At 63.2% G+C, this 15644-nt stretch carries 12 protein-coding genes; 11 read left to right on the top strand and 1 reads right to left on the bottom strand.

Annotated features, from left to right (window positions below; genetic code table 11):
- Positions 1–149 precede the first annotated feature (149 nt).
- The 11 genes from ACYQ2T_RS08945 to ACYQ2T_RS08895 all read left to right on the top strand — a co-directional run bounded on the left by ACYQ2T_RS08945 (position 150) and on the right by ACYQ2T_RS08895 (position 13331).
- Positions 150–1982, top strand: coding sequence for an extracellular solute-binding protein (locus tag ACYQ2T_RS08945; RefSeq protein ID WP_459900028.1), 1833 nt, complete (start codon positions 150–152; stop codon positions 1980–1982).
- A complete protein-coding gene (locus ACYQ2T_RS08940) occupies positions 1979–3088 on the top strand; it encodes a microcin C ABC transporter permease YejB (RefSeq protein ID WP_459900027.1) in 1110 nt (369 codons plus the stop codon). Before ACYQ2T_RS08945 ends, ACYQ2T_RS08940 begins: the two co-directional genes overlap by 4 nt.
- On the top strand, positions 3081–4109 hold the full coding sequence (locus tag ACYQ2T_RS08935; protein WP_459900026.1) for an ABC transporter permease: 1029 nt from the start codon (positions 3081–3083) through the stop codon (positions 4107–4109). The genes ACYQ2T_RS08940 and ACYQ2T_RS08935 overlap by 8 nt, the downstream gene beginning before the upstream one ends.
- 1 nt (position 4110) lies before the next feature.
- Positions 4111–5730, top strand: coding sequence for an ABC transporter ATP-binding protein (locus tag ACYQ2T_RS08930; RefSeq protein ID WP_459900025.1), 1620 nt, complete (start codon positions 4111–4113; stop codon positions 5728–5730).
- Positions 5731–5850: 120 nt separating this feature from the next.
- Positions 5851–6615: a DUF3450 domain-containing protein gene (locus ACYQ2T_RS08925; protein ID WP_459900024.1), complete on the top strand. Its 765-nt coding sequence runs from the start codon at positions 5851–5853 to the stop codon at positions 6613–6615.
- Positions 6616–8106 carry a MotA/TolQ/ExbB proton channel family protein gene (locus tag ACYQ2T_RS08920; RefSeq protein WP_459900023.1) on the top strand — a complete coding sequence of 497 codons (1491 nt, stop codon included), beginning with the start codon at positions 6616–6618 and terminating at the stop codon, positions 8104–8106. It begins immediately after the preceding gene.
- Positions 8103–8687 (top strand): MotA/TolQ/ExbB proton channel family protein, encoded by a 585-nt coding sequence (locus tag ACYQ2T_RS08915; RefSeq protein ID WP_459900022.1) that lies wholly within the window; start codon positions 8103–8105, stop codon positions 8685–8687. Before ACYQ2T_RS08920 ends, ACYQ2T_RS08915 begins: the two co-directional genes overlap by 4 nt.
- Positions 8684–9097: an ExbD/TolR family protein gene (locus tag ACYQ2T_RS08910; RefSeq protein WP_459900021.1), complete on the top strand. Its 414-nt coding sequence runs from the start codon at positions 8684–8686 to the stop codon at positions 9095–9097. Before ACYQ2T_RS08915 ends, ACYQ2T_RS08910 begins: the two co-directional genes overlap by 4 nt.
- Positions 9097–9780 carry an energy transducer TonB gene (locus ACYQ2T_RS08905; RefSeq protein ID WP_459900101.1) on the top strand — a complete coding sequence of 228 codons (684 nt, stop codon included), beginning with the start codon at positions 9097–9099 and terminating at the stop codon, positions 9778–9780. Before ACYQ2T_RS08910 ends, ACYQ2T_RS08905 begins: the two co-directional genes overlap by 1 nt.
- A 9-nt stretch (positions 9781–9789) precedes the next feature.
- Positions 9790–11052 carry a tetratricopeptide repeat protein gene (locus ACYQ2T_RS08900; protein WP_459900020.1) on the top strand — a complete coding sequence of 421 codons (1263 nt, stop codon included), beginning with the start codon at positions 9790–9792 and terminating at the stop codon, positions 11050–11052.
- Between the two features lie 272 nt (positions 11053–11324).
- Positions 11325–13331, top strand: a complete 2007-nt coding sequence (locus tag ACYQ2T_RS08895; RefSeq protein ID WP_459900019.1) for a monovalent cation:proton antiporter family protein — start codon at positions 11325–11327, stop codon at positions 13329–13331.
- A gap of 418 nt (positions 13332–13749) precedes the next feature.
- Here the strand turns inward: ACYQ2T_RS08895 and mnmG are convergent, their stop codons facing one another.
- Positions 13750–15624, bottom strand: a complete 1875-nt coding sequence (gene mnmG / locus ACYQ2T_RS08890; protein ID WP_459900018.1) for a tRNA uridine-5-carboxymethylaminomethyl(34) synthesis enzyme MnmG — start codon at positions 15622–15624, stop codon at positions 13750–13752.
- Between the last annotated feature and the right edge of the window lie 20 nt (positions 15625–15644).

The following is a 15644-nucleotide window of genomic DNA, read 5'->3' as shown; positions in this document are numbered from 1 at the left end:
GGCCTTGCCATGAGGAGTCGGCACTTTTGGCTGAATTGACCGCACGGCACGTTCTGTGGACGAAGGCCTGTTGGCCTGCATGCGCCCGGTGGTGTGTGCCCTGGCCGGGGCCGTTTTGTGCCAGCATTGTAACCCATTGGACCTGATGTATGACCTCACGACTCTGGACTCTCCTTTTGACGGTTCTCCTTGCCTTTCCCGCGGCTGTGACGGCGGCGGAGCAGCACGCGCTGAGCATAGGCGTGGACCCTGCGCTGCCGCCGGGCTTTACGCATTATCCCTATGCCAACCCCGACGCGCCAAAGGGCGGCACCCTGCGCCTTGCGACGGTTGCGGCCTTTGACAGCTTCCATTCCTTTATCGCCCGCGGCATCCCCGCACCGGGCAGCGGGCTGACCACGGCGCGGCTTGGGGATTCCTCCCGCGATGAACCGTTTACGCAGTACGCGTCTGTCGCCCGCTCCTTTGAGGTTGCGCCGGACCGCTCCTCCGTCATTGTGCACCTGAACCCCGCCGCGCGCTTTTCCGACGGTGTGCCCGTTACCTCCGCCGATGTGGTGTTCACCTTCACGGCGCTGACCACCAAGGGCAGCCCGACCTACCTGCGCTACTACAGCGATGTGGAGTCCGTGAAGGCGCTGGATGCGCACACCGTGCGTTTTGACTTTGTGGAGGCGAATAACCCGGAGTTGCCGTACCTCGTGGGGCAGGTGCCTGTTTTGCCAAAACACTGGTGGGAGGGACGCGACTTTGCCGAGCCTACGCTGGACGTGCCGCCCGGATGCGGTCCCTACAAGGTCAAGAGCTTCCGCCCCGGCTACAGTATTGTGTACGAGCGCGTGCGCGACTGGTGGGGCAAGGATTTGCCCGTGAACAAGGGCCGCTATAATTTCGACATCGTCCGCTACGATGTCTACCGCGACAGGACCGTCACGGCGGAGGCCTTCCGCAGCGGCGAGTTTGACTTCCGCGCGGAAAGCAGCGCCAAGGCGTGGGCGCAGGACTACACCGGTCCCGCCATCCGGCAGGGGCTTATCAAGCGCGCCGAGTTCACGCATTCCCGCCCGGCGGGTATGATGGGCTTTGTGTTCAACACCCGAAACGGTCTGTTTTCGGACCGGCGGGTCCGCAAGGCCCTCGCGCTGGCCTTTGATTTTCAGTGGACGAACAAGGCCCTCTTCTATGGCCAGTACAAGCGCTGCGACAGCTACTTTACCAACTCCGTCTTTGCCGCGCAGGGCCGCCCCAGCGCGGCGGAATTAGCCATCCTTGAGCCGCTGCGGGGCAGCATCCCTGCCGAAGCCTTTGGTCCTGCGGTCATGGCGCCGCGCACCGATGGATCGGGGAGATTGCGCGGCCAGCTCCGTAAGGCCCTTGCGCTGCTGCGCGAGGCCGGATGGACCCTGAAGGACGGCACCCTGCGCAATGCAGCGGGCCAGCCGTTCGTCTTTGAAATGCTTCTGCGTTCGCCCACCATGGAGCGCGTGGCGCTCCCCCTTGGAAAGAACCTCGCCAAGCTGGGCATCACCATGAATGTCGCCATGGCCGATGCGTCGCGCTATGTGCGCCGTGTCCGCGCCTACGATTTCGACATGATTTCCACCGTCATCCGCCAGTCGGATTCTCCGGGGAACGAGCAGCGGTTCTTCTGGACCTCCGACGCCGCAAAAACGCCCGGCACCCGCAACCTCGCCGGGGTAAGCAGCCCCGCCGTGGATAAACTGGTGGAAACGCTTATCGCGGCAAAGGACCGCGACACTCTGACCACCTGCGTGCGCGCCCTTGACCGTGTGCTGCGCAGCGAGTGGTACGCCATCCCCGGTTGGTATTCCCCCGTGGACCGCTTTGCGTACTGGGACGTCTTTGGCATGCCGCAGACGCGTCCCTCGCGCGGGCTGGATATCTTCTCGTGGTGGTACGACGCGGACGGCGCGAAGCGCGTTGCGCAGGCCGGATTCCGGAGCGGAGGCGAAAACAGTTGAGCGCCTACATCCTTCGACGGCTTGCGCTGGTGGTGCCGACGCTGCTTGGCATCATGGCGCTGAACTTCTTCATTATTCAGACCGCCCCCGGAGGCCCGGTGGACCAGTTTCTGGCCCGCCTCTCCGGGGAGAGCGGCGCGGTTATCGAGCGCATTGGCGGTTCGGCCGGCGACGGCGTCAGCGCCCAGATGGACGACCCCGCAGGCGGCGACGAACAACTGTCCGCCACGCGGGGCATCTCCCCGGAGCTGGTGCGCGAGGTGGAGAAGCTCTACGGCTTTGACAGGCCCCTGCATGAGCGTTTTGTCACTATGCTGTGGGACTATATCTGCTTTGATTTTGGCGACAGCTTTTTCAAGGGCCGCAGCGTGCTTGAACTGCTGCGCGACAGCCTGCCCGTGTCCATCTCCCTTGGGGTGTGGAGCACGCTTATCATCTATCTGGTCTCCATCCCCCTCGGCATCCGCAAGGCCGTGACCCACGGCAGCCGCTTTGACGCGGCAACGGGCGTTGCCGTGGTGGTGGGAAACGCCGTTCCGGTGTTTTTGTTCGCCATCCTGCTGGTGGTGCTGTTTGCGGGCGGCAGTTATCTGAAGTGGTTCCCCCTGCGCGGCTTAACGTCGCCGGGATTCGACCAGATGACGCTGCTCCAGCAAATTGCGGACTATGTGCGGCATTTGGCCTTGCCCATCACGGCTATGGTGATTGGCGGCTTTGCCACACTGACGATGCTGACCAAGAACTCCTTTCTGGATGAAATCGGCAAGCTGTACGTGGTGGCGGCGCGCGCCAAGGGGCTGAATGAGTCCCGCGTGCTGTACGGCCATATTTTCCGTAACGCCATGCTTATTGTGGTGTCCGGCTTTCCCGCCGCGTTTGTGCATATGTTCTTCACCGGGTCACTGCTCGTTGAGGTTATCTTTTCCCTGAACGGGCTTGGCCTGCTGGGGTTCGAGGCCGCCATGCAGCGCGACTACCCGGTGATGTTCGCCACGCTGTACATTTTCACCCTCATCGGCCTGCTGACCAAGCTGGCCAGCGACCTGACCTATATGCTCATTGACCCCCGCATCGACTTTGAAACGCGAGGAGGCGGCCATGCCTAGGATTTCGCCTCTTATGCGGCGCAGGTGGCGCACCTTTCGCGCCAGCCGCCGGGGATATTGGTCCCTGATGCTGTTTTTGACCCTGCTTGTGCTGTCGCTGTGTTCGGAGTTTATCGCCAACGACAGACCCATCCTTGCGGTCTACAAGGGCGAGGTTTTTGCGCCGGTGTTTGTGGAGTATCCGGAAACGCGCTTTGGCGGCGACTTTGACGCGCCAACCGATTACCGCGACCCCTACATCGCCCAAAACATCAACGCCGAAGGCTGGATGCTGTGGCCGCCCATCCGCTTTGCGGATGACACCATTGACTACACGCTGGACGTGCCCGCGCCTGCGCCGCCCTCAAGCGCGCATTGGCTGGGCACGGATGATCAGGGGCGCGACCTTGTGGCGCGTTTGCTCTACGGCTTTCGCGTGTCCGTCCTGTTTGGCCTGCTGTTGACTGTGCTGAGCAGCATCATTGGCATTGGCGCAGGGGCTGTGCAGGGCTACTACGGCGGACGCGTGGACATGGCGGGGCAGCGGTTCATGGAAATTTGGTCCGGTATGCCCGTTTTGTACTTGCTCATCATTTTGTCGGATATGATTCGGCCCGGCTTTTGGTGGCTGCTTGGCATCATGTTGCTGTTTAGCTGGATGGCGCTTGTGGGCGTGGTGCGCGCGGAGTTCCTGCGCGGGCGAAACCTTGATTATGTGCGCGCCGCCCGGGCCATGGGCGTGAGCGATGCGCGCATCATGTTCCGCCACATCCTGCCCAACGCCATGGTGGCGGGGCTGACCTTTTTGCCCTTTGTGCTCAACGGCGCCATCGGCACCCTGACGTCACTGGACTTCTTGGGCTTTGGCATGCCGCCGGGTTCGCCGTCCCTTGGCGAACTGCTGGCGCAGGGCAAGGCGAACCTGCATGCCCCGTGGATTGGCCTCTCCGCCTTTGTGGTGCTGTCGCTGCTTTTGACCATTCTTGTCTTTATTGGCGAAGCCGCGCGCGACGCCCTCGACCCCAACCGGAGTGTCACCTGATATGCAGACTTCCCCCGTACTGACCGTGCGCGACCTTGGCGTGCGTTTTGGCGACAACGCCGCAGTGGATGGCGTGTCCTTCGATATATACCCCGGCGAGACCGTGGCCCTTGTGGGCGAGTCCGGTTCCGGCAAGTCCGTCACGGCGCGGGCCGTGCTTGGGCTGTTGCCGCCGGAGGCGCGCATTGCGTCTGGCGCAGTGAGCCTGAGCGGGACCGAGGTTCTTGGTGCGCCGGACGAGACGGTGCGCCGCCTGCGCGGCGGAGTGGCCGCCATGGTGTTTCAGGAGCCTCGCCCAAGCCTGAATCCCTTGCACACTGTGGAAAAGAGCATTGGCGAGACGCTGCGCTGGCATGCCGGACTTTCCGGTGCGGCGGCGCGGCAGCGAACGCTGGAGCTTTTGGACATGGTGGGCCTTGACCGTCCGGAGGAGCGCCTGAGCGCCTACCCGCATGAACTCTCGGGCGGGCAGTGCCAGCGCGTGATGATTGCCGGGGCGCTGGCTGGCGAGCCGCGCCTGCTTATTGCCGATGAGCCGACCACCGCGCTGGACGTCACCGTGCAGCGGCAGATTCTGGATCTGATGGCCGAGCTGTCGCGCAAGCTGCACATGAGCGTGCTGTTCATCAGCCACGACCTTGGCCTTGTGCGCCACTATGCGGACCGCGCCTGCGTTATGCGCGGCGGGCGCGTGGTGGAGACGGGCGACGTGGAGCAGCTGTTCACCGCGCCCCGGCATGAGTACACAAGGATGCTCATCGGCGCTGGCGCAACGGGCAAGCCCGCGTGCGTCGAGGAGGATGCGCCGGAGATATTGAGCGTGGACGACCTGAAAGTGTGGTTCCCCATCAAAAAGGGTTTTCTGCGCCGCACGGCTGGACATGTGAAGGCCGTGGACGGCGTGTCCTTGCGTCTGCGCCGGGGGGAATGCCTTGGGCTGGTCGGCGAGTCCGGATCGGGCAAGAGCACCCTCGGGCTGGCGGTGCTGCGCCTGCTGCGGGGGCGGGGACGCGTCGTCTTTTGCGGCGATGACATTAGCGGCCTGAGCGAGAGTGACATGCGCCCCATGCGCCAGCGTCTGCAAGTGGTGTTTCAGGACCCCTTCGGCTCCCTGAGTCCGCGCATGAGCGTGGAGGATATTGTGGCGGAGGGGCTGTACGCCCATGAAAAGCTGCCCCGTGAGGACGCATCCGCGCGCGTGTGCGAGGCACTGTCCGAAGTGGGGCTGGACCCCGCAGTCCGTCACCGTTACCCGCATGAATTCTCCGGCGGCCAGCGCCAGCGCATTGCCATTGCGCGGGCGCTTGTCCTGCGTCCGGAGCTTGTGCTCCTCGACGAGCCAACGTCCTCCTTGGACCGGAGCGTGCAGTTTCAGGTCATTGATCTGCTGCGCGACCTGCAGCAGCGGCGCGGCTTGTCTTATCTGTTCATCACGCACGACTTGCACTTGACCCACGCCTTTTGCCACCGCGTCCTCGTGATGCGGCAGGGGCGCATTGTGGAGGCGGGGCCAACGCACGAGGTCTTCTCGTCGCCACAGGAAGAATACACCAAAACCCTTGTCTCGGCGGCGGCGCTGTCCGGGTGCTTGTCCGGAACAGGGCTGGAGCGCTGCGCCTGATGCACAGGCGCAGCCCACGCGCATAAATGCAGTGAAATCATTGCGAAAGCCACATTGCGCGGGGACGGGAGTGAGGGTATGAATTTGTACGGCATCCAGTAGAGAATGAAGGAATACAGTATGAAACAACACGGAAGAGGCTTGTGGTTGGCGGCTGTTTGCTGCGCCGCACTGGTTTGGGGCGGCGCCCCGGCCATGGCGCAGCACGACGCCGAGGGGTTGGTCAAGGACGCCATTGGCACCGAGGTGGCGGCGCAAAAGGAGAATGAGCGCTGGCTGGCCGAGCGTTCTGCCATGCTGGAGGAAATGCGCCACCTCGACAACGAGACACTGTGGTACACCTTTCAGGAAAAGAAATATTCCGGCTATGTTGATGAGTTGCAGACCAAGATTGACCGTCTGGAACGCACCCGGCGTGAGCTGGACCGCATGGAAAAGGAACTGGAGCCCTACCTGTACGAACTGGTGGAAACGGTCACGGCCTTCGTGAAGCAGGACCTGCCATTTTTGCAGGAGGAGCGCTCCCGCCGCGTGGCGTTCTTGCAGTCCTCGCTGGACGATCATGAACTGCCCCTTGGCGAAAAGCTTCGCCGCATCCTTGAGGCGCTGGAAGTAGAGGCCGCTTACGGCCAAAGCGCCGAAGTCACGACCGAGACGGTGGACCTTGACGGCACGCCCTCGCACGTGACTGTGGTCCGCGCCGGACGCCTTGGCCTGTATTGCCTGACGCCCGACGGCGAAACCGCCGGACGCTATAATGAAGAGCAGGGACGCTACGTCACTCTGCCCGGTGCTTACGTGCGCTCCGTGGCGCACCTGCGCGACATGGTGAAGCAGAAGCGCTTTACCGAGTTGGTCGCCCTGCCTGTGAAGGAGGTGGAGTAGATGTCCGCTGTATATTCCACCGTGCAGGCGCGCCGCACTGACCGCGCATGCTCTGCCTTGTCCCGCATAGTCAGCCTTGCCGTGTGCGCGGCGCTGTGCGCGGTGCTGGCCCTTCCCGGCTCTGCCATGGCCCAGCAGGCCGCGGCGGAAGAGGGCGCGCCGTCCACCGCATGGAAAAAGACCGTGCAGGGCGTGGAAGGCCTGCGCGATGGCGCGCGCACCGAAGCGCGCCGTACCAAGCGCTCCATCCGTGAGGAACGCGCCGCACTCCTGCAGGAACTGAAGGCCAAGCGCGCCGAACGAAAGCGCATGAAGCGCGAGTACGAAGAGCGCGTCAGCCAGTTCAAAACTTCCGTCAAGACCGAGGCCGAGGCCCGCCGCCTTCTTGCCGACCGCCGCGAGGAGATGAAGCTCCTTGAGGGTACGGTTCGCGGCGCGGCGCGCCAAATGCGCGAGCGGGCCCTCAACAGCCCCGTGACGCCCGAGTATCCCGAACGCCTTGCCACGCTGAATGCGCTGCTGGATACGGACCGCTTCCCCGGTCTGGACGGTATCCGCTCGCTGGCTGGCGTTGCCATGAACGAAATGAAAGCCTCCGGCGAGGTGGTGAAGCACCCAGGAACCTGGGTCAGCGCCGACGGCAGTGAACAGTCCGGCACCATCGTCCGCTTTGGCGCGCTGTGCGCCGGGTATGTGGGCAAGGACGGCGCCGGGTATTTGCGTCCCGCTCCGGGCGGCGTGCTGGAGGCTGTGGTCGGCGACCTGAATGGCGCTGTTAACGCCGTTGAGGAATTCGCTGATGGCGAGCGCGCCGACGCGCCCCTTGATTTCAGCGGCGGCGAAGTGTTCCGGCGCTTCCAGAAGGACAACGGCCTTGTGACCAGCCTGCGCAATGGCGGTCTCTTGGTGTGGCCCATCCTGCTGGCCGGCGTCATTGGGCTGCTGCTGGCGGGGGAACGCTTCTGGACGTTGTGGCGCATCCGCGTGTGCCCGGAATGCCGCATGAATAAAGCCTTTGTCTGGGCCGGACGCGGCGACCTTGAAAAATGCGCCTCGTGCCTTGGCACCAAGGGCAGTACGCCCACATGCCGCGTACTCAGCCACGTTATCCTGCACTCCGGCGGCACGCTGGTGAGCATGGAAAAGGGCCTGCAGGAAGCCATCCTTCAGGAACTGCCGAAGCTGGAGCGTTTCCTCCCCACCATGAGCATTTTGGCCGCAGTTGCGCCGCTGCTTGGTCTGCTTGGTACTGTGACGGGTATGATTGATACCTTCCGCGTCATCACCGTGTTTGGCGCGGGCGACCCGCGCATGATGTCCGGCGGCATCTCCGAGGCGCTTATCACCACACAGCTTGGCCTTGCCGTGGCCGTGCCGCTGACGCTTATCCATCACTTCCTTGAACGCAAGGTAGACCGCATTGTGGCGGACATGGAAGAGAAGGGCACGACCCTTGTGGCGCGTCTTGTCTCCTCCGGGAGCGACAAATGATCTCAGGCAGCGGACTGTGGAACCATCTGATGGATGGTGGGTTCGTGATGCTGCCCATTGTGGCGCTGTCGTGCGTGATGTGGTGGCTCATCTTCCTCAAGGCGCGGGAGCTGTATGTTCTGCTGCGCCAGAACCATGCGGCGGTGGATGTGGTGAAGCGCAAGGGCAACGGCTGGCACAAGGCCATCGCCCACGACTACATGCGCAGCCGCTCCGGACGCGAGGAATTGGACACCGAGCTTGCCAAGGTGCTGGTGGACCGCCACGCCGGACGCGCGGAGAAGGGCATACCCACCATCATCGTGCTGGCCGCCGTTGCGCCGCTGCTGGGTCTTTTGGGCACGGTGTCCGGTATGATTGATACCTTTGACGTCATTGCCGAGTTTGGCACCGGAAACGCCAAGGGCCTCGCCGGAGGCATCTCACAGGCGCTCATCACCACGCAGAGTGGGCTGATGGTGGCTGTGCCGGGCATGGTGGCGGGCGGCCTTTTGTACCGTCTGGCCATTAAGCTCCGGCGGCGGATGGAATTGTTCCTTGGCAGAGTGGAGCGCATCGTTTCGGGAGGAAGCACGGCATGAGTGCATATTCGCCGTATCGCAAACAGCGGCGCAAGTCGTCTGAAATCAATATGACGCCGCTTATCGACATGGTGTTCATCCTGCTCATCTTCTTCATCGTGACGACCAGTTTCGTGAAGGAGTCCGGGGTGGACGTGGAGCGTCCGGTGGCCAACACCGCGCAGAAAAAGGAAAACGTGAGCGTGATGGTTGGTGTGGACGCCACAGGCGTTGTGTGGCTGGATGGCCGCAGCATCGACATCCGCTCCGTGCGCCCGTGGATGGAGCAGTTTCTGGCCGAAACTCCGGAGGGCGCGGTGATGGTTGCCGCAGACGCCCACGCGGAGAGCGGCATACTCATTCAGGTACTGGACGCTTGCCGTGAGGCAGGTGTGAAAAACGTCAGCGTGGCCGCCCGGAGGCCGCAGTGATGCGCAGACGGTACCTCTGGTGGGCGCTGGGCGGTGTGTTTACCCTTGGCGTGAACCTTGTCCTGTTCGTTTTGCCGCTTTTGGTGGCGGCTCCGGAAATGCCGGAGCCGCTGCCGGAGATGATGGGCGCGGTGCGCCTGTCCAGCCTGCCGGAGCATGAGCAGCGCGACTCGCAGGAGAAGATCAGCCCCGAGGACGAAATCACCCCGCAGGAGTTCACGGAAACCATGCCCCAGCCGGAAATGGACACGCCGGACATGCCCCAGCCGCAGCTGGATATTGATATCCCCCTTGCGGAGCTGGACATTAATCCGAACCTTGTTGACGGCATGGCCGTTCCCGCGCCGTCCCAGCCCGCTGTTGCGGCGGCTCCGGCCCCGTCTTCGGCTGGTGGGTCGCTGACCATTGGCGAGCTGGACGACACACCCCGCGTGCTCTTTAAGGTGCAACCGCCGTATCCATTTCAGGCGGAGCGCCGCGGCGTGACCGGACACGTGCTGGCCAAGATGTTCGTGGATGAAAAGGGCCATGTAAGCAAGGTGCAAATCCTTGGCGGCAAGAATGTGGAGGTCTTTGCCGAGACCGTCCGCAAAACACTGCTGCGCTGGCGCTTTAAGCCCGGAACCAAAAACGGCAGGCCAGTACGCTGGTACGTCAATCAGAAGCTGACCTTCAGCAAGTAGGGAAACGTCATGCGAAGTTGTCTTTTGGCACTTATACTCACCGTGGTGACGGCGTGCCCGGCGTGGGCGGAGTGGTCCCGGCCGCTTTCGCCTGCGGCGGGGCGCGTTTTACATCAGGCCCGGCAGCTGGAGGAGCGCGGCGAGGATGCCCGCGCCGGTGAGGTTTTGGCGGAGTACGTTACCTCGTCCAAGAACCCGCATCCCTACGGGAGCCTGCTCTACGGCAATTGGCTTATGCGCCATGACAAAATGGCCGAGGCCGCCCGCGTCTACGAGGACGCCCTGCAGCGTGAACCGGACAGCCCGGACATTGCGCTGAACCTTGGTGTGGTGCGCTACCATCAGGAGCGCTTCGTCGATGCGGGGGACCTTTTCCTGCGCGCGGCCGATGCCAGCGAGAAGCCACGCCACGGCTGGCGGTATCACGCCGCGGCCTGCTACTACAATGCGGAGAAATTCTCCCGCGCGGCCACCGTGCTGGAGGGCCTGCTGGCCCAGCCCAAGGTGAAGGCCGGGTGGGTGAAGCTGTACGCGCATTGCCTCGTCTCCCAAAAGCGCTGGACCGAGGCGGAAGCCACGCTACTGCGCTTTTTGCGGGCGCGTCCGGAGCAGGCCGACTATTGGAAACTGCTCGCGTCCGTCCGTTCCGAGCGTTCGCACTACAAGGACGCCGCCGCCGCGCTGGAAATCGCCTATCGCCTCAAAGCGCCTTCGGATTCGGAGCGAGAGACGCTCTCGCAGCTATATGCGTACGTTGGCGCGCCGCTGCTGGCCACCAAGGCCCTTGAGAAGTCCTTTACCGAAGCGCCGTCCGCCAAGGTGTGCGAGCGCATGGCCCGCACCTATATGATGGCCGGCCGCCGCGCCGAGGCCGCCAAGGCGCTGGAGCGCGCCATTGCGCAGGAGCCGACAGCCCACCGTTGGCTGTGGCTGGGCCGCATTCTGTACAAGGAGCGTAATATGGACGCCGCACAGGACGCCCTTGGCAGGGCCGTGGCCCTTGGTGAAGAGACGGGGCAGGCCAGTTATCTCCTTGGCCTGCTGGAGTGGGACCGCCGCAACTGGAACGCCGCGCGCCGCCATTTCTGCGCGGCGGGCAAGTGCCGGAAGTTCAAGCGTCATGCGCAGAACGCCATTGCGTCCCTTGACGCCTTGGTCGAAGCGGAGCGCGAGGCCGAAGCCGCGGCCACCAAAGCCACGCAGACCGCACAGCAGGACCGTCCCGTTTCCAGCAACGCAACAAAAGCCAAGGCAGGGGCCAGTCCCAGCTAACGCCTCTCCCGTCTTCGTCCGTCCGCGCCTTCGCGCGGTATCATCACACATATGTGGCCCGCCGGTTGTTTCAGCCGGTGGGCCATTTTCGTCACTGCGCGGCGATATGCGGCGCAAAAAACGTTCTTCCCTTGAGTGAGGGGTGAAAACCCGGTATTCTTCGGGTGATTCGCTGGGTCCTTTTTCCTGTAATTTCAAGCAGTCCAAAGCCGCATGCCGCGCGGGAGCTTCCTGCGCGGGTGTGGTGGTATTGGATGTGGAGTGTTGCGGCCATGGGCATTGCCTCTGACCTTATCGTCATCGTTGTTACTTCGCTGCTGTGCGCCATTATTGCGCGGCGCATCGGACTTCCTCTCATCCTCGGCTATATTGCGGCGGGTATTGTTCTTGGGCCCTTCACCGGGGGCTGGACCGTATCCACCGTGCACGAGATAGAGTTGCTGGCCGAAATCGGCGTGGCGCTGTTGCTCTTTGTCCTCGGCATTGAGTTTTCGTTCAAGGAGCTGCGTCCTGTGCGCATGGTTGCGCTTTTGGGGACGCCCATTCAGATTATTATCTGCGTGTTTCTTGGCCTTGGCGTCGGGCAGATGCTGGGCTGGGAGGTCACGCCCTCGCTGTGGCTTGGCGGCGTTATTTCGCTGTCCAGCACCATGGTTGTGCTCAAGACCCTTGAAAGTCAGGACCTGCTGGGCACGCTGTCCAGCCGTGTGATGATTGGCATGCTCATTGTGCAGGACCTCGCCCTTGTGCCGCTGCTCATCATTTTGCCCAAGCTCGGCAATCTGGGGCAGGAGCTTGGCACCCTTGGCTTTGCCATCGGCAAGGCCGTGGTGTTCCTTGCGGGTATGGTCATCATCGGACGCTACGTTATCCCGCCGCTGATGCGCCGCGTTGCCAAGTGCGGCTCGCGCGAGCTGTTTTTGCTGACGGTGTGCGCCCTTGGCCTCGGCATCGGGTATGTGACGTATCTGACCGGGCTGTCCTTCGCCTTTGGCGCCTTTGTGGCGGGCCTCATGCTGAGTGAATCCGAATACGCCGAGCAGACCCTGATCAACGTGCTCCCCCTGCGCGATATCTTCGGCCTGCTCTTTTTTGCCTCCATCGGCATGCTGCTTGACCCCAACGCCCTTGTGGAGGAATACGGCACAATCCTGCTGCTGCTTGGCTGCGTCATCGTGGGCAAGGGGCTCATCTTTGCCATACTGACGCGTGTTTTCCGCTACGGCAACGTCATCCCGCTGGCCACCAGCCTTGGCATGTCGCAGATTGGTGAGCTGTCCTTCCTCATCGCCAACGCGGGCGTTGCCGCCGGGGCATTCAGCCGCGAGCAGTATTCCGTCATTCTGCCCACCGCCGTGGTCAGCATGATGCTTACCCCCGTGCTCTCCAAGCTCACCGCGCCGCTGTATCGTCTTAAGCAGCGTCTCTTCCGCATGCCGACCCTGCAGACCGTCAACATTCCGGACAGCGCCCTGCGCGGGCATGTTGTGGTGGTGGGCGGCGATAACATCGGCGGCTTTGTGGCCGACATTTTGGCGCGCTTTGGGCACAAGTACGTGGTGGTTGAGGCCGACTATCACAATATGGAGAGCCTCAGCCGCGCCGGGCATCCCGTTATCTACGGCGACGCCGCGCACGAGGTGGTTTTGGAGGCCGCACGTGTGGAGAGTGCCAGCATCATCCTCGTCACCACCCCCGCGCCGTCCGTCGCGCGCGAGGTGGTGCGCCTTGCCCGCAGCCTGAGGGATGACATTGTCATCATTGGCCGCTCCGATGGGCGCGACCAAATCAAGGAGCTTTCGCGCTGCGACGTCGACATGGTCGTTGAGCCGAGCCTTGAGGCCAGTCTTGAATTCATCCGGCAGGCCTTTATGCAGCTGCGCATTCCCGCCGACGAAATCATCCGGCTGACCGACGCCATTCACAAGGACGTCTACGCGCCCTTTACCGATGACGACGCTGAAGCCATCGTCCCCGGCAGTTTGCGCCTTTCCAACAGGCTGTTCGATCTCTCGTGGGTGCAGGTCGAGGACGGCTCGCCGCTGCTCAAGACGTCCCTCGCCGAGGCCGACATCCGCGCGCAGACCGGGGCCTCTATCCTCGCCTACATTCGGGACGACACCCTGCACGTCAACCCCGAACCGACCCTGCACTTCGCCCCCGGGGACGTGGTCGCCGTCATCGGAAGCGGCCCCCAGCTCGCCGCCTTCCGCAACCACTACTGCATGCCCGGCACAACACACGAGGACATGCAGGATACGCCTGTGGCGACGGCCTAGGGGCAGAGGAAGGCAAAGAGGAAGAGTGAAGAGGTGCTCCGCAGGCTTAAGGGCCATGGGCCCTTAAGAATCCCGAGGTTTTTGGGCCTGGAAGCCAGCCCCAAAAAGGGTTGGGTGACGTGGGAAAACGGGGGTGGAGGAAAGAGGTGCTCCGCAGGCTTAAGGGCCGTGGGCCCTTAAGAATCCCGAGGTTTTGGGCCTGGAAGCCAGCCCCAAAAAGGGTTGGGTGACGTATGTAAGCGGGGCAACCTTACGCCCTAACCTCATACACCCTTTCTTAGGAAACCGGCTTCCGGTTTCCTAAGTTGTAAGGATTCTTAAGGAAATTATTTGCTTAAGCCGCCGGAGGCAAACAAAGGCCCCCTGAGCAATCAGGGGGGCCTTTGTAATGGCGTTATGCCAAGCCGCCACTGTGGGCTTACAGCCCCAGTTTTTTCAGGTGCACTTCAAGGCAGGCGATGGCGGCGGGGGTGATGCCGGAGATGCGGCTGGCCTGCCCGAGGGTGAGCGGTTTGATTTCGGTGAGTTTTTCAACGACTTCTCGGGTAAGCCCGGCGACGGTGGTGTAGTCGAGGTCGGCGGGCAGGGAGACGTCTTCGAGGTGGTGGAAGCGCTCTACGAGTTGTTCTTGGCGCTTGAGGTAGCCTTCGTACTTGATGATGGTCTCGGCTTCCTTGAGGGCGTCGGCGGGCGTGTCTGCGATGGCCTCGTGGAAGACGGCGAGAGCGTCGATGCTGACGGCGGGCTGGCGGAGCACATCGGCAAGCATGACGGACTTTCCGGGGGCGGCGGCGCCAATGGCGGCAAGGGCGTCGCGCGTGGCGGCGTCTGGCCGGATGCGGATGGTCCGCAGGGCGCTGAGTGTCTCGGTGATGGCGGTCTGCTTGGCGGCGTAAATCTGCCAATGGTCGTCGCGGACGAGGCCGAGGGCGCGGCCCATCTCGGTGAGGCGGGCATCGGCGTTATCCTCGCGCAGCAGCAGACGGTGCTCGGCGCGGGAGGTAAACATGCGGTACGGCTCGTTGGTGCCCTTGGTGACAAGGTCGTCAACGAGCACGGCCATGTAGGCCTTGTCGCGACCGGGGAGGAAGGGCGGCAGGCCGTTTTGCGCGCTGAAAATGTTGAGCGCGGCCCACAGGCCCTGCGCGGCGGCTTCCTCGTAGCCGGAGGTGCCGTTGATTTGGCCTGCCAGCCACAGACCGGGCAGAACCTTGGCCTGCAGGGTTGGGTCCAGCTGCGTGGGCGGGCAGAAATCGTACTCGATGGCGTAGCCGGGGCGGACGATTTGCGCGTTCTCCAGGCCGGGAATGGTGGCAATCATGGCCTTTTGAATGTCCAGCGGCAGGGAGGTGGGTATGCCGTTGGGGTAGACCTCGGGGCTGTCCAGTCCTTCTGGCTCCACAAAAATCTGATGCCGGTTCTTTTCGGGGAAGCGGGCGACCTTGTCCTCGATGGACGGGCAGTAGCGCGCTCCGGTGCCCTTGATGACGCCGGTGAACATGGGCGAGCGGTCAAAGCCGCCGCGAATGGCCTCGTGCGTGGCGTCGTTGGTCCACGTGACGTGGCAGGGCAGCTGCGTGAGGGGCGTGAACGGCTCGTGAAAGCTGAACGGGCGCGGCGGATTGTCGCCGGGCTGAATGTCCATCTTGGAAAAGTCGCAGCTGTCGGCCAGCAGGCGCGGGGTGGTGCCTGTTTTGAGGCGTCCGAGCTCAAAGCCAAGGTGGCGGAGATTCTCGGACAGGCCGGAGGAGGCGGGGTCGCCAAGGCGGCCGCCGCTGAAGTTGCGTTCCCCGATGTGGATAAGCCCGTGGAGGAAGGTTCCGGTGGTCAGCAGTACGCTGCGGGCGCGGAAGCACTCGCCAAGGCCGGTGCGCACGCCTGTGGCGCGGCCGTCCTGCGTGAGCACTTCGGCGGCCATGTCCTGAAAAATCCACAGGTTGTCCAGATTGAACAGGTCTTCCTGCACAGCCTTGATGTAGCGGTCGCGGTCGATTTGCGCGCGGGAGGCGCGGACGGCGGGGCCTTTTCTGGTGTTGAGCACGCGGAACTGGATGCCCGCCTTGTCGGCCCAAACGCCCATGCGTCCGCCAAGGGCGTCTATTTCGCGGACCATGTGTCCCTTGGCAAGGCCGCCGATGGCGGGATTGCAGGACAGATGGCCGATGCGGTCCACATTGATGGTGAGCAGGAGGGTCTTCATGCCGAGGCGGGCACTGGCGTGAGCGGCCTCGCAACCGGCGTGTCCTGCGCCGACGATGATGATGTCGAAAAGATCGGGGAAAGGTGCTTTCATGCTTTGAACCAGCCGCCGCG

This window comes from Desulfobaculum senezii (assembly GCF_054657395.1).
The sequence above is the reverse complement of the archived record's forward strand: the minus strand, read 5'-3'. Positions and strand labels throughout refer to the sequence as shown.

What these genes read in the sequence shown, in the direction of transcription:
- ACYQ2T_RS08930 (WP_459900025.1), top strand. Translation starts at nt 4,111, where the DNA reads ATGCAGACTTCCCCCGTACTGACCGTGCGCGACCTTGGCGTGCGTTTT.
- ACYQ2T_RS08915 (WP_459900022.1), top strand. Translation starts at nt 8,103, where the DNA reads ATGATCTCAGGCAGCGGACTGTGGAACCATCTGATGGATGGTGGGTTC.
- ACYQ2T_RS08900 (WP_459900020.1), top strand. Translation starts at nt 9,790, where the DNA reads ATGCGAAGTTGTCTTTTGGCACTTATACTCACCGTGGTGACGGCGTGC.
- ACYQ2T_RS08895 (WP_459900019.1), top strand. Translation starts at nt 11,325, where the DNA reads ATGGGCATTGCCTCTGACCTTATCGTCATCGTTGTTACTTCGCTGCTG.
- ACYQ2T_RS08945 (WP_459900028.1), top strand. Translation starts at nt 150, where the DNA reads ATGACCTCACGACTCTGGACTCTCCTTTTGACGGTTCTCCTTGCCTTT.
- ACYQ2T_RS08925 (WP_459900024.1), top strand. Translation starts at nt 5,851, where the DNA reads ATGAAACAACACGGAAGAGGCTTGTGGTTGGCGGCTGTTTGCTGCGCC.
- mnmG (WP_459900018.1), bottom strand. Translation starts at nt 15,624, where the DNA reads ATGAAAGCACCTTTCCCCGATCTTTTCGACATCATCATCGTCGGCGCA.
- ACYQ2T_RS08920 (WP_459900023.1), top strand. Translation starts at nt 6,616, where the DNA reads ATGTCCGCTGTATATTCCACCGTGCAGGCGCGCCGCACTGACCGCGCA.
- ACYQ2T_RS08905 (WP_459900101.1), top strand. Translation starts at nt 9,097, where the DNA reads ATGCGCAGACGGTACCTCTGGTGGGCGCTGGGCGGTGTGTTTACCCTT.
- ACYQ2T_RS08935 (WP_459900026.1), top strand. Translation starts at nt 3,081, where the DNA reads ATGCCTAGGATTTCGCCTCTTATGCGGCGCAGGTGGCGCACCTTTCGC.
- ACYQ2T_RS08910 (WP_459900021.1), top strand. Translation starts at nt 8,684, where the DNA reads ATGAGTGCATATTCGCCGTATCGCAAACAGCGGCGCAAGTCGTCTGAA.